We start from the raw sequence: 20,048 nt of genomic DNA, 5'->3' as shown, positions 1-20,048 counted from the left end.
ATAAGACGGAAGGGTTGTAACATGAATAGAAATCAACTTACTGAAATAGCAGAAACCTGGTTTTCCAACCAGGGCTGGAAAGCTTTTGCTTTTCAGAAACAAACCTGGACTGCCTTTTTGCAGAAAAAGAACGGCCTCTTAAACGCACCTACGGGTAGTGGAAAGACCTATGCGCTTTGGGTACCGATAGTACTGGATTATTTAAAGCAAAACCCCGGTTATAAAATCAAACATAAAAAAGGATTAAAAGCTATTTGGATTACACCTTTAAGAGCACTTTCGGTAGAAATTGAACAGGCTGCACAGCGATTTGCCGACGATATTGAGAGCCAATTAACAGTAGGTATACGAACGGGAGATACTCCACAAAAAATTCGTGCAGCGCAAAAAAAATCCATGCCCGACTTACTTATTACCACCCCCGAAAGCTTGCAATTACTACTTTCTTCCAAAAATTACGATAAAACGTTTAAAGATCTAAGTGCCGTGGTGGTTGATGAATGGCACGAATTACTGGGCACAAAACGAGGTGTGCAGATGGAACTGGCCCTATCTCGTTTAAAAACGGTTTCAAAAGATTTGCGAATCTGGGGAATCTCGGCAACGATTGGGAATTTAGAGCAGGCCAGGGAAGTTTTGCTCGGTCCTGATTCCGAAGCCTTTCAAAATTCAACTTTAATTAGAGCGAATTTAAAGAAGAAGATAACTGTAAAATCTATTATTCCACCGAAAATGGAAAAATTCCCCTGGCGTGGGCATTTGGGATTGCATTTAATTGATGAGGTAGTGCCAATTATAAAGAATTCCAGAACTACACTGCTTTTTACCAATACCCGGTCTCAATGCGAATTATGGTTTCAGAAATTAATGGAAAAATATCCTGAATTTGCGGGGGAGGTAGCCATGCACCACGGGAGTATTAATAAAGAAACCCGACTTTGGGTTGAGGAGGCCATTAGAAATGAAACCTTAAAGGCAGTGGTTTGTACCTCCAGTCTTGATTTGGGAGTAGATTTTGCACCGGTAGAAACCATTATTCAAATTGGCGGCCCAAAAGGGGTAGCCCGGTTTTTACAAAGGGCGGGGAGAAGCGGCCATCGTCCCGGTGAAGAAAGTGTTATCCATTTTTTACCCACCCATGCTATAGAGCTTGTTGAAGCTTCAGCTTTACAAAAGGCGGTAAAAAAGAACGCGGTAGAAGATCGCATTCCGTACTTGTTGAGTTTTGATGTCCTCGTGCAATACCTAACCACTTTGGCGGTTTCCAATGGTTTTTTTCCGAAGGAAATCTGGCCCGAGGTAAAATCGACTTTCTGTTTTCAGGGAATTACTGAAGACGAATGGCTGTGGGTCCTTAATTTTGTTACCAATGGCAGCCAAAGTTTACAGGCTTATGATGAATACAAGAAAATTGAAATTGAAGAAAATGGTCTTTTTAAGGTAAATAATCGTGGCATTGCGATGCGCCACCGCTTACAAATTGGGACAATTGTGAGTGATGCGGTTTTAAGCGTAAAATACCTTAAGGGAGGTTATATAGGCACGATTGAGGAGTGGTTTATTTCTAAACTTGCACCCGGCGATGTGTTTACTTTTGCCGGGAGAAACCTGGAGTTGGTGCGTATTAAAAGTATGCAGGTTTTAGTACGAAAATCGAAGAAAAAAACTTCTAAAGTGCCTAGTTGGATGGGTGGTAGGATGGCATTTTCGGCACAAATGAGTGAACTGCTTCGGGAAGAAATGTATGCTGCTTCAACCTATGTAGATATCACTTCGAGCGCAGTCCGGAAGTCATCGGAATTAAAAGCTTTGCAACCAATTTTGGAAAGGCAGCAGAAAGAATCTATTATTCCAAACAAAGATGAATTTTTAGTCGAAACCTTTAAAACCCGGGAAGGTTATCACGCCATTTTTTATCCGTTTGAAGGCCGTTTTGTTCACGAGGCGCTGGGAAGTTTGCTGGCATATCGCATTAGTTTGCTCTCGCCCATTTCATTTAGTATTGCTTTTAATGACTATGGATTTGAACTACTCTCAGACCAGGAAATTGATATGCAACAGGTTTTAGACAACGATTTATTTTCGGCAGAATTCCTTATGGACGATCTTTACAAAAGTTTAAACGCTACCGAAATGGCCCGGCGAAAATTTAGGGATATCGCTGTTATAGCCGGAATGGTATTTACCGGTTACCCAAACAAATTGATAAAAAGCAAGCATTTGCAAAGTAGCTCGCAATTGCTTTTTAGCGTTTTTAGAGATTACGAAAACGATAATTTATTGTACTTGCAATCCTTTAGGGAAACTTTTGAGCATCAGTTGGAAGAAGGTCGATTAAGAATGGCTTTAGAGCGTATACAAAAACAGGAGATTGTTTGGAAAAACTGCCAAAAACCAACTCCTTTCTCTTTTCCTATTATTACTGACAGATTGAGGGAAAAATTATCTTCAGAAAAATTGGAAGATAGAATTAAAAGAATGCTGAAAAGCCTCGAAAACTAATCCCTTTCGTTTAATCTTTGTAGTACGGTGCTACGAACAACTTCGGTTGTAATACCAAAAAGAACGTGTGCAAATAGTTCGTTAAATTGCATTTTTAAAGGAACATCGGTTGGTTTTGGTTCCAGGCCCATTAGAGGAAGCGAGGTTTCATGGGTAGAAACCCAGGTAGAGCCACCTAAAATAATCCCATCTTTAATATTTAATTCTTTATTGTCTTTTTTGCCAAAACCGTATGCCGCGCCAACAGTGGCTCCAATTGGGAAGTTTACAAGTTGCTCGGCAAGTTCTTCGTTTTGAACACTAACCGGAGAGCCGGTTATTTTAGTAGAAAGATCGTCTACAATTTGTATTTGGGCTGAGCGTTGTTCAACTTTCCGCACGGGCAAAAAATGCTCTACAAGGCTTTTTACTGCCGTACCAGCCAATCCGCCAATAACGCCTGCCAGTAAACCTCTGCCTGCCGCTTTAGAATAAGAATCTTTCTGTAATAAATCCTGTACTTTCATGATTTCAATTTTTACATCTTAAAACTATTTATAATGTGAGTTTTCTACAATTGTTTAACAATGATTTAGCAGCAGGAATTTAAAAATTGGTAATTTTGGGTATGGCACAAAAACTAAATACTGCAATAATACAGGCTAATTTAAAATGGGAAGATCCGCAAGCTAATCGTAGTTTGTTTTCAGAAGAAATTAAAGCGATTTCTGAAGATGTAGATCTAATTGTACTACCCGAAATGTTTACCACAGGCTTTAGTATGAATGCCGAAAAACTGGCAGAAAAGACCGATGGTTTAAGTTTACAGTGGATGCGTGAAATTGCAAAACTGAAAGATGCTGCGATAACCGGAAGCCTTATCATTACCGAAAATGATAATTATTTTAATAGGCTTTTCTTCGTTTTTCCTGACGGAACTTATAAAACCTATGATAAACGTCACACCTTTACTTTGGCTAACGAACATAAAACTTATACCGCCGGAAAAGATAGGTTGGTAGTTGAATATAAGGGTTGGAAGATTTGCCCACTGGTTTGTTATGACCTAAGATTTCCGGTTTTCTCACGAAATACCGAAGATTACGATTTGCTAATTTATGTTGCCAACTGGCCAAAAAAACGGGTTTTTGCTTGGGACACACTTTTAAAGGCAAGGGCCATAGAGAATATGAGTTACTGCATTGGGGTAAACCGAACCGGAAACGATGGGAATAAAGCCGAATACAATGGGCATAGCGCAGTTTATGACGGATTAGGCCAAAATCTAACCGAGTTAAACAGGGAAGAAGCCTTTGTAAAGGAAGTTAGCTTGGATAAACAACAATTAATGGAAACCCGAAGTCATTTTAAATTCCTTCAGGATCGGGATACATTTATTTTAAAATAAAAGTCTCTGAAATATCCCAGTTAGATCTTACCTCTACCGTATCCCTATAATATTGGATTTCTTCGGGTTGGATTCTTTTAAGATAATTTCCGGTATCCCATTTCTGGTTTTCATTATCGTCAAAAATTACCCTGATTAGGTTTTTTCCCGGTTTTAGAAAACGGAAATGAAAATTATTTCCTCCTTTGGCGTACTGTTCGTGCTGTACTTCGCCTTTTTCGTTAGTGAGCTGTACTATAATTGGATACCGATTTACATTTTGAAGTGTTAAAATAATACTTCCATAATCTGCGTAAGATTTGGTGCTAAGGCTACTTTTAATGGTATCGTTGGTATCACCAAAGAGGTCGGTTACTGCACCGGGCAATGTCGTTACCTCATATTTACTGCTTTCTTCTTTATCGAATGAAATTATAATTTCGTTTTCAAGGTTTCGTATTTCGGCATCAAAGTTTACCAGACTGGAATCAGCATCCATAATGCTAATTAATTCTTTGTTAAACTCTGTAATAGGTGTATTTGCCTGTAATCGGTAATTTTCCTGGAATGCAATTGTACCCGTCGGGTTTGCGTTTAACTTTAAGGAATCCCTTTCGGCTTCAGCTATTTTTGTAAATAAGGTGTCACGTCGTGTTGGGCTCACCACCTCAAAAGAAAGACTGTCATTTTCAGGTCTAATATTGTACCAGTAGTAAAGAGTATCGGTTTCGCGATCTTTTACAATTCTAGATTCAAAACCTTGCGGTTTAGGGGTTAATAGATTAATCTTAACACTATCTACACCTTTAGAACCCTGATAACCAAAAAGTATTTGATTGCCTTTTAATAATTTGGGACGTTCGGCTTCAAACTCCAGATTTTCTTTAAAAATGCTAATCTCGTAGGTAGAATCTGTTGGGAGGGTGATATAGTTCTCTATAAATCCTATTTTCTCGGTTTTGGGATTAAAATTATAATTATCGTTTTTGTCTTCTACAGCAAGTATTTGGTAAGTTCCCTCTTTAAGGTTTTCCAGCTCAAAGTTTACAGTACTGTCTAGCGTATAGGTAATATACCTTGGTGTTTCTTTATATACCAACGAATCAGAAAAAGTAGAATCTACCTCGTATAAAAAAATAGAAATAAATTCTGACGGAGCCTTTAGGTTGGCATCTTTTATACTTCCTGAAACTTTTAAAGAATCCAGGTAATCTCCCGTAGAGAATACGTATTTAAAGTAAGGAAGGGGATTGCCTTCGTTGTTATCTACAATGCTTTTTCCAAAATTAATGGTGTAAGTGGTGTTTGGCTGTAGGGAGTCCAGGTTTTGTATGCGCACATCTTTACGAGCCGAACCCATAGGCATCATGGCCGGGCGTGGTTCTATAGGCGGTGAAATAACTACTTGTTGCCTGGCGTCTTCCAGTTTTATATACTCATTAAAAAATATTCTAATTTCATCTGCATTGAAATTAGTATTATAGTTTTCGGGAGTTGCTCGAATAAATTTTGGGGGCTCTTCATCTTTAGGTCCACCTTCCGGCATTCCTTTTTTTGCGCATTGCACGCACAACAAAACCAATACGGCAACTATTAAAATTCCGGGAATTCTCTTCAGCATAATTAAAAAATGAAATCTAATAGCAAAGAAACAATTATTTTAGGTTTTAAGGTGTGTATCAGTCTGTAATTGCCATTGTGGCAATACTTAATTTAGTATTTTTAATTTGAAGGAGTTTGTTTCCGCAAGCTTCCAGGGTTGCACCGGTAGTAACGAGGTCGTCTACCAGAAGTAAGTGTTTGTTTTCTAGCTTTTTTTGGTTTTCTATCATAAAAGTGGCATCTATAACTCCCCATCTTCCCAGTCGTTTTTTTAATGTTTGAGTTCGGGAACCAGATTTCTTTACCAGTACATCGTCTATATACTTTGCGTTTAACTTGTTGGCGAGTACTTTGCTAAAAGCAGCTACCTGATTAAATCCCCTTTTCTTTAATTTTTTGTGATGAAGCGGTACCGGAAGCACACAATCAACATTGCTAAACCCTGGATGGGAAGCCAATTGGTCTCCAAGCCAGTTGCCAAGAAAATACCCGACATCTTCCTGTTTCCTGTATTTTAAATTATGAATAAGCTTTTGTACCAACCCTTTTTTTCTAAAATATAGCAACGAAGTAGCATTTTCAAGACTTAGACGGGCATCAAATACTTTTTTTGTCGTGTTCTCGTTATCTAAATGATAATTAGTAGTTGGAAGTTGATGTAAACAAGCAGTACAAATTACTTTTTCAGCTTTTAAAAGCTGGGTGTCACAGCAATTGCATATTTTTGGATAGAACAGGTTTGTTAAATCGTGAAACATTTGTTAAGTCCTTGTAGGTTGCCTTGATAATCTCCTAAATTTACAAACAAATATTATTACTATGATGACCGAAAAGAAGAATAACACAGCGCTTAAGATCTTAACGGGAGTTTTAGCCGTGGCTTTGCTGGCCTTAGGTATTTATACAATTAAATTCTACAACGAAGAGAAAGAAAATAAAGCAATTCTTACCAAGGAAAAGCAGGTAATAGAAGATGAACTTAATGATTTAATCGTTAAATACGATGAGGCCATTGAGGAAAATGAAATTATGGATCAGAATCTGGTAGACGCAAGGGATAGAATTGAGCGTTTATTAGATTCGGTTGAGGAAAATGAAGCCAACCTGGTTTTAATATCGCGCTATCGTCGTGAAATAGGAAACCTTAAAGCCGAAAAAGAACGTTTGTTTAGAGTGGTAGATAGTTTGAACCGCCAAAACCAGATGATGTCCCAAACTCTAGACAGTACTAACGTGATTTTAGAAGAACGCACCCGTATATCTGATTCTTTGCAAACTACAAACCAGGACCTTGCAAATAAAGTAGACCGGGCAGCCCAATTAAAGATAACAAATCTTCGCGGGGAAGGGGTAATTGTAAGAAATAGCGGAAAATTGGTAGAAAACGATCGTACCCGAAGAATAGACCAGGTAAGAACCTGTTTTACGATTACCGCAAACGATCTTGCCGGCCCCGGCGAAAGAAACATGTATGTACAGGTTTACAATCCTGAGAATGAATTGGTAGGCGACGAAATTGTAGTAGAACACGAGGGTGGGGCTATGGTTTATAGTGCTGCTTCAAAAGTATACTACGAAAATAACGAACTTGACGTTTGTTTACTGGCCAATACCCAGGAAGATAAATTGCTTGAAGGTACCTATAAAGTCTATGTTTATGCAAATGCAACTTTATTGGGAACAGCCTCTTTTAACTTAAAATAATTAAAACTTAAAAATCAAAGTCCGCCCTGCTGTTTATCAGGGCGGTTTTTTTATTTTTGCGCTATGGCAAAACAAGAAGACTTTTTTAAAAATGTAATATCCCATGCTAAAGAGTATGGGTATATTTTTGCATCGAGTGAAATTTATGACGGCTTAAGTGCTGTTTATGATTACGGGCAAAACGGAGCAGAATTAAAGAAAAACATCAAAGATTATTGGTGGAAAAGTATGGTGCAATTGCACCAGAACATCGTTGGTTTGGATGCGGCAATTTTAATGCACCCAACCACCTGGAAGGCTTCCGGACACGTAGATGCCTTTAACGATCCTTTAATTGATAATAAAGACTCTAAAAAACGCTATAGGGCCGATGTTTTGGTTGAAGATTATGCAGAAAAGCTCAATCAAAAGGCGCAAAAGGAAATAGCAAAGGCCAGGAAACGTTTTGGCGATAAATTTAATGAAGAGGAGTTTGTGACTACTAACCCAAGGGTTATTCGTTACAAAAAAGAAGAAAAGGAGATTCTGGAGCGTTTGGCCAAATCACTTACCGATGAAGACCTTGCCGATGTAAAAGCATTAATTGAAGAATTGGGTATTGCCTGCCCCGAAACCGGTTCTAAAAACTGGACAGATGTTAAGCAGTTTAACCTGATGTTTGGAACCAAATTGGGAGCTTCAGCCGATTCTGCTACCGATTTATACCTACGTCCTGAAACGGCACAGGGAATTTTCGTAAACTTTTCTAATGTGCAAAAAACAGGTAGGATGAAGATTCCTTTTGGAATCGCCCAAATAGGAAAGGCTTTTAGAAACGAAATTGTAGCCAGACAATTTATCTTCCGCCAGAGGGAATTCGAACAAATGGAGATGCAATTTTTTGTGCGCCCGGGCGAGGAGTTAAAATGGTTTGAACATTGGAAAGAAACCCGCCAGCATTGGCATGCTTCTTTAGGTTTAGGAGAAGAAAATTATCGTTTCCACGATCACGAGAAAATGGCGCATTATGCGAATGCCGCTACAGATATAGAATTTAATTTTCCTTTTGGCTTTAAGGAATTAGAAGGAATTCATTCAAGAACAGATTTCGATTTAAAAGCGCACGAAGAGCATTCTGGAAAGAAATTGCGTTTTTACGATCCTGAAATGAAAGAAAATTATGTGCCTTATGTAATTGAAACTTCTATTGGTTTAGATAGAATGTTTTTAGCCGTTTTTTCAGGCTCTTTAAAAGAAGAGGAGCTGGAGGGTGGTACCAGCAGAACGGTACTAAAATTACCCGCTGTACTCGCTCCTACCAAAGCAGCGGTTCTTCCCCTGGTTAAAAAAGATGGTTTGCCAGAACTTGCCCAGGAAATTGTAGAAGAATTAAAATGGGATTTTAGAGTTCAATATGACGAAAAAGACGCTATTGGGCGTAGGTATCGTCGCCAGGATGCTGTGGGAACCCCGCTTTGTATTACGGTAGATCACGATTCGCTTGAAGATAAAAAAGTGACTGTTCGCCATAGAGATACTATGGAGCAAAAGCGCGTTGCCATTACAGAGCTTAAAAATATTATTCAGCAGGAAGTCGATTTTAAAAGCTGGATAAAAAAATAAATAAAAAAGGGAATTTTTATTATAAAGAAGGAGCGATTGTTTAAGATAATCGCTCCTTTTGTTTTTGATAAGCATAGAATCCTTATTTTTAGAGTGTAAAAGAAGCCTTATTTCAATATGAGAAGAATTATATTCCTATTAATTTTAATTTTTGGTTTTCAGATGGCAGTGATTGGTCAGGAGCGGGAAAGCTCGGGTCCTGTTTACATAGACTCAGCCAGTGCGGTTTCTTCTTCTGCGATGGCCAGGAGAAAATTAATTGTACCCGAAAAGAAATTCAAAATTTATAATCCCAGGAATAGAGGTATTAACAAAATTGTGCCAGGTAAAGGTTTGCCAAAGGGTAAAACTTCCGGAATTCAGCAAAAAATGGGAGAGATATCAGTAAAAGCTCCTAATTTTACTTTTGAAGCTGCATCTACACAAGCCACACCCACAGACCCCACGGGGGCTGCAGGCCCAAATCATTACGTAAATGGTTGGAATTCTGCTTTTTCAATTTTCGATAAATCGGGGAATCAAATTAGGCAACCGGCATCTTTAGCCAGCATAGGTGGCGAGTTTACCAATGAAACCCTGGGAGACCCCATTATACTTTATGATGAATTTGCCGATAGGTTTATAATTTCACAATTTAGCGATACGCCAGAAAGCTTTTTAATTGCTGTATCGCAAGGCCCAGACCCTGTTAATGATGGGTGGTATACCTACAGGTTTACAACCAATGGGGTCTTACCAGATTATCCTAAAATCTCGGTTTGGGGAGACGGCTATTATATTACTACCAATAAAAACTCTCAAACTGCAGCTACCAGCCAGGTTGTATATGCTTTAGAAAGGGATAAAATGCTCTTGGGACAAACGGCGCAAATAATGTCTTTTCCTTTACCCGGAATACAAACCAATGGTTTTTATAGCCCAGCCGGTTTTTCGGCTATAGGCAAGGAGTTGCCACCGCGAGGAAATTCCCCTATTGTTTACCTTCAAGACGATGCCTGGGCAGGTGTTAACGAAGACCATTTAAAACTTTGGCTTATTAATGTAGATTGGAATAATCCATCTAATTCCACAATAGCTGAATCTCAGGAATTGGGTTCGGCCCAGGGCGTCTCACCATTTATCGCCACTTTTGATGGAGGTTCTTTTTCAAATTTGTCGCAACCGGGAAGCGACACTCCCGAAATTGATGTGTTGCAAGCCACTATGATGTATATGACCACCTATAGGCGCTTCCAGGACTATAATGCCGTGGTAATGAATTTTGTAGTAGATGTAAACCCTGGTGCCGCAGAACACGCCGGAATAAGGTGGTATGAGCTTAGGCAACAAAACGATGGTGGTCCCTGGAGTGTTCATCAGGAGGGGACTTACGCCCCCGATAATAGCGACAGGTTTAGCGGCAGTATTGGTTTGGATAAAGAGGGTAATATTGCCCTTGGTTATACCGTGTTAAACGATAATCCTCAAAACCCGGTTTTTCCCTCTTTACGCTATACAGGAAGATATAAAAACGATGAGCCCGGAGTTATGACTATAGAGGAACAAAGTATTATTGAAGGCGAAAGCCCTAATCCTAACTCCAGGTATGGGGATTATGCACATTTAAGCGTAGACCCTGCCGATGGGCTTACTTTTTGGCATAATGGGGAGTATTTTGTAGGTCCTGAAAGAAAAAACCACGTAGGCGTATTTAAAATTGCACCAGATTTTGATAACGATCTTGGCGTGGTTTCTTTGGTACGTCCGGAAGATTCCAGTTTGGGTGCTAATGAAGAAATTACCATTAAAATAAGAAACTACGGTCGCAATGCGCAATCTAATTTTGAAGTAAGCTATAGCGTAGATGGTGGCCCCGAGATTACCGAAATATTTGAAGAAAGTATTCCTGCCACGAGCTCGGCAGAATTTACTTTTGCTGCAAAAGCCGATCTTTCGGAGGTTGGGAGAACCTATGAATTTGTTTTTAGTACAAATTTGGCGGGAGATGAAAATGCTGAAAATGATAGCTTGCTTACTTCTATTAAAAACTTACCTCCAAACGATGTTGGGGTAACTTCAATTGATGCACCACAAACCGGAGAAAATTTTAGTGCTTCAGAAGAGATAAGCATAAGTATAGAAAACTTTGGAGGGGAACCACAACAAAATTTTCCGGTATTCTATCAAATAGGAAATAACACCCCGGTTAGGGAAGTTTTTAACGGAACCCTGCCGGTGGGAGGTTTGGAGGTATACACGTTTAACCAAACTTCAGATATTTCTCCTTCCGGAAGCTATAGGATTACCGGGGGAACGCGCTTAACAAACGATTTTGACCCTACCAACGATACCGCGGTAAAAACACTTGCTAATTTAGATTGTATTCCTGAAGGTGGCGATTGTAGTTATGGCGATGGAATTTTCTTTTTTGAGCTGGAAAATGTGCTTAACGAACGTATTCCCTGCGGAAATGGCTATGCCGATTTTATTGGTCTTTCTGCTAATTTAGATCGCTCCCAAAGTGAGTTTACCGTTTCGGTACAATCTTTATTTGGTGAATTAACCGCTGAGAATGCCGAGCGTTTTTCTATGTGGATAGATTTTAATGACGATGCGGTATTTAGTGATGAGGAGCGTTTAATAACTTCAGAAATTATTCCTACGGCAGGAGAATGGCACGATACAAATTTTAGTATTCCGGCTGATGCAGAATTAGGACAACACTTGTTGAGAATTAGGGCAGGGGATGTAGATTTTGAAACAGATCTAAATAATCCTTGCGAGATTATGGAGTATGGCACAACCCACGACTATTCTGTAAATATTACCGATTCTACCTTAGATATTGAAGACTTTATTTTAAACGAAGCTGAACTTGTTGTAGTTTCAGAAGAGAACCAGCAGTTTAGAATTGTAATGGAGACCGATTATGAGGAAACCTTGCGGGTTACGGTACATAATATTTTAGGACAAAAAATGTTGGAAAACCAGGTGCAAAACTCGGGTAGCGGCTATGTGTACGAACTGGATATGTCTTATGCGGCAAGAGGAGTTTATCTTGTAAGAATGGGGACCCGGGAGGTTGGAAAGGTGAAACGCTTTATCGTAGAATGATAAGAAAATATGTATACCGAAGAATTTTTAAATAGGTTAGATGAAATTACCCTGAAGTTTAAAACAGAGTTTGGGCAACTAAATGAGGCCGAAATTCATCATAAACCAAATACAGAGACCTGGAGTATTGCGCAAAATTTAGAACATCTAATTTTAATTAACCAGTCCTATTTTCCAATGATAGACAGGCTTCGCGATAAAAGTCATAAAAAGCCATTTGCTGCTAGATTTGGTTTTTTGGTAAATTTCTTCGGAAAAACAATTCTAAAATCGGTACAGCCTGAAACCACCAAAAAAACAAAAACATTCTCTATTTGGAAGCCTTCGGAAACTCAAGTTTCAGAAGAAATATTAACCAGATTTCTTGAACATCAGGAAAAATTAAAACAAAAAATTGTAGAATCTGAAGATCTCTTAAAGAATAACGCGGTAATATCTTCGCCGGCAAATCCAAAAATTGTTTATAAACTTGAGGCTGCGTTTAAAATTATTTTGGCACACGAAGAAAGGCATTTTCAACAATCCAAAAGACTGCTGGAAATTCAATAATCTAACTTGTAAATCTTGCATTTAGCCTTATTTTTGGGGAAAATTGACTTTCATGAAAATTATTTCCTATAACGTAAACGGAATTAGGGCGGCCATAAGAAAAGGCTTTTTAGAGTGGGTGCAACAGGCAAATCCAGATGTGGTGTGCCTGCAGGAGATAAAAGCCCAACCGGAACAATTAAACCTGGACGATTTTAAAGAGGCCGGGTATCCGTATCATTATTGGTATCCTGCACAAAAAAAAGGCTATAGCGGGGTTGCAATTTTAAGTAAGCATAAACCTTTACATGTAGAATATGGTACCGGGATAGATTATATGGATCACGAGGGGCGTACCATAAGGGCAGATTTTGAAGATTTTTCTATCATTAGCTTGTATTTGCCTTCGGGAACCAATATTGCCCGGTTGGAACATAAATTTAAGTTTATGGACGATTTTCAGCTGTATATAGACAAGATTAAACAGGATTTCCCAAATCTTGTAATTTGTGGAGACTATAATATTTGTCACGAAGCTATAGATATTCACGATCCTGTTCGACTTAAAAACGTATCTGGATTTCTACCGGAAGAACGAAAATGGATAGATAATTTTATGAAAAGTGGGTTTATAGACTCTTTTAGGCACTTTAATGAAGAGGGAGAGCAATACTCGTGGTGGAGTTATCGCGCCAATGCCCGGGCCAATAATAAGGGCTGGCGTATAGATTATAATTTAGTGGCAACACCCCTACAAGAAAAACTGAAACGCGCCGTTATATTACCCGAGGCCAAACACAGCGATCACTGTCCTGTGTTGGTAGAATTAGAATCAAAATTTTAAATAAAATAATAATATATAGTGATGAAAAAAGTAGTGGCTTTAGCAATTTCAGGGGTTTTTATGTTTACTTCCTGCGTGTCTTCAAAAAAATACCAGGAACTTGAAAGCAGGCATGCTGATTTAAAAAGGGAAAATAGAAATACACAGTCTGAACTCGAAAAATATAGAGATTTAGATGAAGAATATTCAGCCTTAAAAGAAGATTATGCTGAAGCTACTGCAGAAAGAGACCGGTTAAAAGATGAGTTGGAAAGTGCCAGAAAAAATTATGCTGCCCTAAAAGATTCTTACGATGCGCTGGAAGAAAACAGTTCTGCAGCTATTGCAGAAAATTCCCGTCAAAATCGTGAACTTTTAGCCGAATTAGAGGAGAAAGAACAGGCGTTGGTAGCAGAGCAAGCCAGATTAGATAAATTGCAACGAGATTTAGATGCCCGCTCTAGAAGGGTAGATGAACTGGAAAGCTTAATTGCGGCCAAGGATGCCAAAATGAATGCGCTAAAAGATGCTATTTCCAAGGCACTTACCAATTTTGAAGGGAAAGGTTTAACCGTAGAACAGCGCGATGGAAAAGTTTATGTTTCTATGGAAAATAAGTTGTTGTTTAGCTCGGGAAGCTGGGCCGTAAATGCTGAAGGTAGACAGGCGGTAAATCAATTAGGGAAAGTATTGGCACAAAACCCGGATATCGCGGTTTTAATTGAGGGCCATACCGATAATGTGCCTTACAGGGGAAGCGGTACACTTAAGGATAATTGGGACCTTTCAACTAAAAGAGCAACTTCTATTGTGCAAATTTTAAAGGAAAATAACAATATAGATCCGCAGAATTTAACCGCAGCCGGCCGTGGGGAGTATGCGCCAATTGCCACTAATGATACCGCTGAAGGGAAAGCGAAAAACAGAAGAATTGAGGTAATTTTAACACCAAAGTTAGATGAGGTAACTAAATTGCTAAACGAATAAATAATCATTTCCGAAGAAAACCAATGAAATATACCAAGCTACCCAATACCGATATAAAAGTTAGTAAAATATGCCTGGGTACTATGACCTGGGGCGAGCAAAATACTGAAGCCGAAGGCCACGAACAAATAGATTTAGCGCTAGATAAAGGGGTGAATTTCCTGGATACAGCAGAAATGTATTCTATTCCCGGAAAAGCCGAAACCCAGGGTAGTACAGAAGAAATTATTGGTTCCTGGTTTAAAAAATCGGGTAGAAGGGAAGAGGTAGTGCTGGCTTCAAAAGTAGTTGGGCCGGGAAATGCTATGGAACATATACGGGAAAACCTGGGTTTTTCTAAAGAAGCAGTTACCGATGCCTTGCACAAGAGTTTAAAACGACTTCAAATAGATTATATAGACCTTTATCAACTGCACTGGCCGGAGCGAAACACTAATTTCTTTGGAAAATTAGGCTACGAGCACGATGAAAATGAAGTCTGGGAAGAAAACTTTCAGGAAGTCCTGGAAACTTTAAACGGCTTTGTAAAAGAGGGGAAAATTAGGCAGGTAGGCTTGTCTAATGAAACTCCATACGGAGTAATGCGTTTTTTGGAGGAAAGTAGAAAACATAATCTTCCCAAGATGATTACCGTACAAAATCCGTATAATTTGCTAAATAGAAAAGATGAAATTGGACTTACAGAAGTGCTTCATCGTGAAAATATAGGTTTATTTCCTTACTCTCCATTGGGAATGGGAACTTTAACCGGAAAGCATTTAGATGGCGTAGAACCCAATTCAAGACTGGGCTTATTTTCGCAGTATAAACGATATTCTAATGAGCAGGCAGTAAAGGCTACCAGAGCTTATAGCGAAATTGCTAAAAAGCATAACCTGAATTTCGCTCAAATGTCTTTGGCATTTGTAAATACGCGACCTTTTGTAACCAGTAATATTATTGGTGCCACTTCTTTAAAACAGTTGACTGAAAATATTGGAAGTATAGAGGTTGAACTTTCGGAGGAAATATTAGGCGAGATTAATAAAGTTCACGAAACCTATCCAAATCCTGCACCTTAATAATAATCATTTGCTCTCCAGGGTTTAAGGAGCTATTGGGGCTACCAAACTTTGGTGTATAAAAGAAGCTTGGTTTGCTGAGGTCCTTATATGGTACCATTCATTAGTTTTTCCCAAAAATTGCAGGGTATCCCTGGCTTTGGAGGTGCTTAAAATTTTTGAGCCTGAAGTTGTCGGCTTATTTCTAAGATTGGCTTTGTTGGTTTTTACTAGCAATTGATGTGGAGTGCTGTCTAATTTCTTAGGTTCGTTTTCCAGAACGTTGGTTTGATATACAAAATGTAAGGGGTTTATGGCGCCGCGATAGCTTTTATAAATTCCGAAATGTAGATGTGGGGGTGTGGTCCTGGCATTACCTGTGTTGCCCACAAAGCCCAAAGTATCTCCTCTTTTTACATTCCCAGAGATATTGGCAATACTATCTAAATGCGCATAATAAAGCGATTGCTTGCGTTTTGGGTCCCGCAGCCAAACCTGCTTGCCACCAAGTCCCTTTTCGCCGGTAAAGCCAAGGCTACCATCTGTAGCAGCAACTACTGGGGTTCCTCTTTTAGCAAAAATATCTATGCCCTCGTGGCGCCTGGCACCGCCATCGCGATTATCGCCCCAGTAACTTTGTACATTTCTATTTGAGCCGGCACTCACCGGAAAAAGATAAGCCGGTTGTTTCTCTATTTTAAAAGTGAAAGGGGTGTGCGCTTCAATTTCGGGTTGAATAACTAATTTATAGGTAGCTTTTTTATGGGCTTCAAAACTTAATCTTTTCTTCCGGAAACCTGAAGTTTTGATCTTTTCAAATACGTTTGTTGAATCGCCTATCTTTTCAAATAACTCTATAAAAACAACTTGCCCGGTAGAATCGGTTTTCACTTCAACATTTAAAACCTCTCCGGGTTGAAGCTTAATTTCATAAGAATACACTGAAAAACCTTTAGGAAAGAATTTACCGGTTTCGGCATAAGGCAGATTTATGCCTACACTATCCTGAAATACCGTTTCAGCCGAATTTTCCCAAATTTGAAATAGTTCATCTGAAATATTCAAATCACGTTTATACTGCTCTTTTGCGGTAGGATTAGTTATAAAATCAGATGCTTTATTAATTTGCGAACATCCGGAAATTATTAAAATTAAGGATAGGCTTAAAAATTTTATCTGCTTCATAATCTTGCGTTTCCGTGCAAATTAAAGCAGTAATTGTGCCAGGTTAAGATGCTATTTTTTTATTCCCCCAATCGCTGGGTTACCCAAACAAATGGCTTACAACATCTTCAATTTTAGCAACTTTTATCACATTGATGTTGAAATTGCTTTTTGGGACCTTGCTTTGTTTGGAAACCAGGATTGAAGCAAAGCCGAGTTTTTCGGCTTCAATAATACGTTGCTCTACACGGGTAACCGGTCTAATTTCTCCGGCAAGGCCAACTTCAGCAGCAAAACAAATATCTTTTGGAATAGAGATATCTTCATTTGAAGATAAAATAGCAGCAATTACGGCCAGGTCTATTGCAGGATCATCTACACTAATTCCACCGGTAATATTTAAAAAAACATCTTTGGCGCCCAGCCTAAAACCAGCTCGTTTTTCTAAAACAGCCAATAGCATGTTTAGCCGTTTTACATTGTAACCTGTAGCCGACCGTTGTGGTGTTCCATACACAGCTGTACTTACCAGCGCCTGAATTTCTATCATAAGAGGGCGCATTCCTTCTAAAGTGGCCGAAATGGCTGTGCCGCTAAGATCTTCATCATTCCTGGAAATAAGAATTTCAGAGGGGTTGCTTACTTCTCGTAAACCGCTTCCCTGCATTTCGTAAATACCCAGTTCGTGGGTAGAGCCAAATCGGTTTTTATGAGCCCGTAAAATTCGATATACGTGGTTTCTATCGCCTTCAAACTGCAAAACGGTATCTACCATATGCTCCAGTACTTTTGGGCCTGCAATACTGCCTTCTTTTGTGATATGACCTATTAGAATAACCGGGGTGTTGGTTTCTTTTGCAAATTTTATAAGTTCTGCTGTGCATTCCCTAATTTGGGAGATGCTCCCCGGGGCACTTTCAATATAATCGCTGTGCAGGGTTTGAATAGAATCTATAATAATCACTTCGGGCTCAATGCTTTCAATTTGCCGAAAGATATTTTGGGTTTTGGTTTCGGTAAGAATATAGCAATTGGCAGCGACAGGATTAATACGTTCTGCCCGCATTTTTATTTGTTGCTGACTTTCTTCTCCTGAAACGTATAATACCTTGTAGTTTAATTGAAGTGAAATTTGAAGAAGCAATGTGCTTTTTCCTATGCCCGGTTCACCGCCCAGTAGGGTGAGCGATCCAGGTACAAGTCCGCCGCCTAAAACCCGGTCCAGTTCGGTGTTGCCGGTATTCCATCGGTTTTGGGGGCTGTTTTCAATTTCAGCTATTTTTAAAGGTTTGGAAGTTCGTTTTGCCTGGTTATGGGTAGCGGTTTTCCAGTCTTTTTTATCTGGTTTTTCTACAATTTCTTCAGCAATGGTATTCCACTCGCCACACGAACTGCATTTGCCCTGCCATTTCGCATATTGACTTCCACAATTTTGACAATAGAACGTTGATTTAACCTTGGCCATTTAGCTTTAAATTTTGCTGCTAATAACCGAAATCTTTTTTAATTGCATCGGCTTTTGCCAGCATAAAATCGGTGTTTAAAAATGCTATTTTTTCTTGTCCGTATGCATTTTGGTAGGTTCGCATTGCTTTTCTAGGATTGCCGGTTTCCTCTTCGTAACGAGCTTCAAAGTAAGTGCCAAGCATAGTCCCGGGATAGTTGTCATAAGCCAGGTCACTTAAACCTTTGTAATCTTCCCATCTTTTCGTTTTTTCAATCGCATTATGAATGGCCATAAAATCTTCTAAGCGTATTTTTTTCTCAATACCGAAAAGCTCGTTTATGCTTTCATATTTATCGGTTAAAAACTCTACTGAAGAAACCGAAGTTTGTAGCAAAAGCTCATTGTAATCTTTCTTACTTATAGGTCTGTAAACATTAAAAATGCTCTCGAGGGCGGCAGGGATTGCTTTTCCTACCAAAGAATAGTGGGTAGCATTTTCAAAATTATCAAACTCATAGGTTACCAAATCGTTTTCCAAAGCTGTTAGTTGTTCGTTAAGGGCTTCGATCCCGTTTTTTAGCTGTGGGATATCATCGGTTCCGGTAGCCAAATAAAGCCATTTTTTGGTTTCAGATTTCCTTAAGGCATTGCTGATACGATCTACCATTTGGGGTGCCAGGTCCGGGCTTAAATTGATATAGCCATGAAAAATAGGATTGGATTTCAACAGGTAATAATTAATGAAATTTGCCGTATAATCGTGGCCCGCAATTACTCTAAAATTGGCAGTCCTATATTTATTATCTATATGCTGCAAAAGTTCCATTCCCAGGAATTCAAAAAAGGCTGCGCCTTTATTTGCCGGAAGAAAATTTCGATCTTCATAATAAGCATCGTCCATACGCGATTTACTTTGGTTGACGCCAACTACAATCATTTCGGGGGCATCTTCCCAATAGGAATAATAATCTACATTGCCGGCCATGGGTTCAAATAGATAGTCGCCATCTAATACCAGGATTACCGGGTAGGTTTTTTCGGTGTTTTCTTCGTAATTTCTTGGTAATTGAATTTTAATTTCCCTTATTTCCCCAAGTTTTTGGGAAGAAATAGTTTCATAAAGTGTTTGTGCTGAACTTAGTAGCGGTGCTACCAGCAGCACAAAAATTAGTAATTTTTTAATCATAGGTGTTGGGTTTTGTTTAACCAACACAAGATATAATTTATTTCCGACGGTTGAAAATTGGGAGGAAAATGAAGGAAAGTCCGCCCAGGATAAGTACCAAAAGGGTTTGTGTGCTCCAGGTAATCCATCCAAAGGCTTCGCCGGTTTGTTTAGAAATGCCAAAAACAACTAAGATAGCACCAATGGCCACGGGGTAAACGCCAATTCCGCCATTGGTAGCCGAAACTGCAAAAGAACCCACAACAAAAGTAGCCATAACTACAGAGAAACTAACTTTTTCCATTCCGGGAACGGCAAAAATAATTACATAGAACATTAGAATGTACATAATCCATATAAACAGGGTATGGAAGATAAATGCCCATTTTTGTTCCATTTTAAAAATACTTCGCATCCCTTCTAAAAGTCCGCGTGCCATTTTTTTTATGCGAACTAAAAATGAGAGTTGTGATCTTTTTATAAACTGAAGTATAATAATGCCAAGTAATAAAAGAGCTATAAGTAAACCGAAACTGGTTAAGGGGTTAATATTATTATTGCTAAAGTAAGTGAGTAAATATTCGGTTTGAAGTAATAATGTGAATGCCGTAATAGACAGCATAATAACAACATCGGCAATTCTTTCAGAAATAATGGTCCCGAATGCTTTTTCAAAAGGGATCTTTTCATAAGAGGAGAGACTCGCTGCGCGCAAAACTTCCCCCGATCTTGGAATTCCGAAATTTGCCAGGTACCCGGCCATTACGGCCATAAAGCTATTGAGGAGCCTGGGTTTGTAGCCCATAGGTTCTAGCATAAACTTCCAGCGGTACGCACGCGAAAGGTGGGAGAGGCCGCCAAGAACCATAGATAGTAGTAAAAACCAGGGGTTGGCGTTTAAAATATTTTGCCACAATTCTTCCCTTTCTTCTGGTGTGGCGGTATTTAGGGAATACCAAACTAAAAAAACTCCCAGTAAAAGTGGGAGTATAATTTTAAGTATTTTAACCAGGTTCTTATTCAAA

The 20,048-nt window shown here is 39.0% G+C and carries 16 protein-coding genes; 9 read left to right on the top strand and 7 right to left on the bottom strand.

Annotation, left to right across the window (positions count from 1 at the left end):
* Positions 1-21: 21 nt before the first annotated feature.
* On the top strand, positions 22-2,502 hold the full coding sequence (locus GUB10_RS10895; protein WP_193711480.1) for a ligase-associated DNA damage response DEXH box helicase: 2,481 nt from the start codon (positions 22-24) through the stop codon (positions 2,500-2,502).
* Here the strand turns inward: GUB10_RS10895 and GUB10_RS10890 are convergent.
* On the bottom strand, positions 2,499-3,008 hold the full coding sequence (locus GUB10_RS10890) for a DUF1440 domain-containing protein (protein WP_193711479.1): 510 nt from the start codon (positions 3,006-3,008) through the stop codon (positions 2,499-2,501). The genes GUB10_RS10895 and GUB10_RS10890 overlap by 4 nt on opposite strands.
* 101 nt (positions 3,009-3,109) lie before the next feature.
* Between GUB10_RS10890 and GUB10_RS10885 the strand changes: the two genes are divergently transcribed.
* Entirely contained in the window at positions 3,110-3,889 is a 780-nt protein-coding gene (locus GUB10_RS10885; RefSeq protein WP_193711478.1) for an amidohydrolase, read from the top strand.
* Here the strand turns inward: GUB10_RS10885 and GUB10_RS10880 are convergent.
* Positions 3,876-5,489, bottom strand: a complete 1,614-nt coding sequence (locus tag GUB10_RS10880; protein ID WP_193711477.1) for an Ig-like domain-containing protein — start codon at positions 5,487-5,489, stop codon at positions 3,876-3,878. The genes GUB10_RS10885 and GUB10_RS10880 overlap by 14 nt on opposite strands.
* A 58-nt stretch (positions 5,490-5,547) precedes the next feature.
* A complete protein-coding gene (locus tag GUB10_RS10875; RefSeq protein ID WP_193711476.1) occupies positions 5,548-6,228 on the bottom strand; it encodes a ComF family protein in 681 nt (226 codons plus the stop codon).
* Positions 6,229-6,289: 61 nt separating this feature from the next.
* Here GUB10_RS10875 and GUB10_RS10870 point away from each other — a divergent pair, with 61 nt between their 5' ends.
* The 7 genes from GUB10_RS10870 (at position 6,290) to GUB10_RS10840 (ending at position 15,268) form a co-directional block, all read left to right on the top strand.
* Positions 6,290-7,174, top strand: coding sequence for a hypothetical protein (locus GUB10_RS10870; protein ID WP_193711475.1), 885 nt, complete (start codon positions 6,290-6,292; stop codon positions 7,172-7,174).
* A 63-nt stretch (positions 7,175-7,237) separates the two neighbouring features.
* Positions 7,238-8,776, top strand: coding sequence for a glycine--tRNA ligase (locus GUB10_RS10865; RefSeq protein WP_193711474.1), 1,539 nt, complete (start codon positions 7,238-7,240; stop codon positions 8,774-8,776).
* A gap of 117 nt (positions 8,777-8,893) precedes the next feature.
* Positions 8,894-11,869: a T9SS type A sorting domain-containing protein gene (locus GUB10_RS10860; protein WP_193711473.1), complete on the top strand. Its 2,976-nt coding sequence runs from the start codon at positions 8,894-8,896 to the stop codon at positions 11,867-11,869.
* Between the two features lie 9 nt (positions 11,870-11,878).
* Complete coding sequence (locus GUB10_RS10855; protein ID WP_193711472.1) at positions 11,879-12,418, top strand: DinB family protein; 540 nt, start codon at positions 11,879-11,881, stop codon at positions 12,416-12,418.
* A 52-nt stretch (positions 12,419-12,470) separates the two neighbouring features.
* Positions 12,471-13,241 carry an exodeoxyribonuclease III gene (locus GUB10_RS10850; protein WP_193711471.1) on the top strand — a complete coding sequence of 257 codons (771 nt, stop codon included), beginning with the start codon at positions 12,471-12,473 and terminating at the stop codon, positions 13,239-13,241.
* Between the two features lie 21 nt (positions 13,242-13,262).
* On the top strand, positions 13,263-14,207 hold the full coding sequence (locus GUB10_RS10845) for an OmpA family protein (protein WP_193711470.1): 945 nt from the start codon (positions 13,263-13,265) through the stop codon (positions 14,205-14,207).
* Between the two features lie 23 nt (positions 14,208-14,230).
* Complete coding sequence (locus GUB10_RS10840; protein WP_193711469.1) at positions 14,231-15,268, top strand: NADP(H)-dependent aldo-keto reductase; 1,038 nt, start codon at positions 14,231-14,233, stop codon at positions 15,266-15,268.
* Between the two features lie 24 nt (positions 15,269-15,292).
* Here GUB10_RS10840 and GUB10_RS10835 read toward each other — a convergent pair whose 3' ends face one another.
* From GUB10_RS10835 to GUB10_RS10820, 4 genes are all read right to left on the bottom strand, one after another.
* On the bottom strand, positions 15,293-16,432 hold the full coding sequence (locus tag GUB10_RS10835) for a M23 family metallopeptidase (RefSeq protein WP_193711468.1): 1,140 nt from the start codon (positions 16,430-16,432) through the stop codon (positions 15,293-15,295).
* Positions 16,433-16,511: 79 nt separating this feature from the next.
* The gene (gene radA / locus GUB10_RS10830) at positions 16,512-17,876 is read right to left on the bottom strand and encodes a DNA repair protein RadA (RefSeq protein WP_193711467.1); all 1,365 of its coding nucleotides are present in this window, start codon (positions 17,874-17,876) and stop codon (positions 16,512-16,514) included.
* A gap of 19 nt (positions 17,877-17,895) precedes the next feature.
* Positions 17,896-19,044: an alpha/beta hydrolase gene (locus GUB10_RS10825; RefSeq protein ID WP_193711466.1), complete on the bottom strand. Its 1,149-nt coding sequence runs from the start codon at positions 19,042-19,044 to the stop codon at positions 17,896-17,898.
* 37 nt (positions 19,045-19,081) lie between these two features.
* Positions 19,082-20,047: a lysylphosphatidylglycerol synthase transmembrane domain-containing protein gene (locus GUB10_RS10820; protein ID WP_193711465.1), complete on the bottom strand. Its 966-nt coding sequence runs from the start codon at positions 20,045-20,047 to the stop codon at positions 19,082-19,084.
* Position 20,048: the final 1 nt, after the last annotated feature.

Source organism: Salegentibacter sp. BLCTC (genome assembly GCF_015143665.1).
GTDB classification, from domain to species: Bacteria; Bacteroidota; Bacteroidia; order Flavobacteriales; family Flavobacteriaceae; genus Salegentibacter; species Salegentibacter maritimus.
This window is presented reverse-complemented; position numbering and strand designations above follow the sequence as displayed.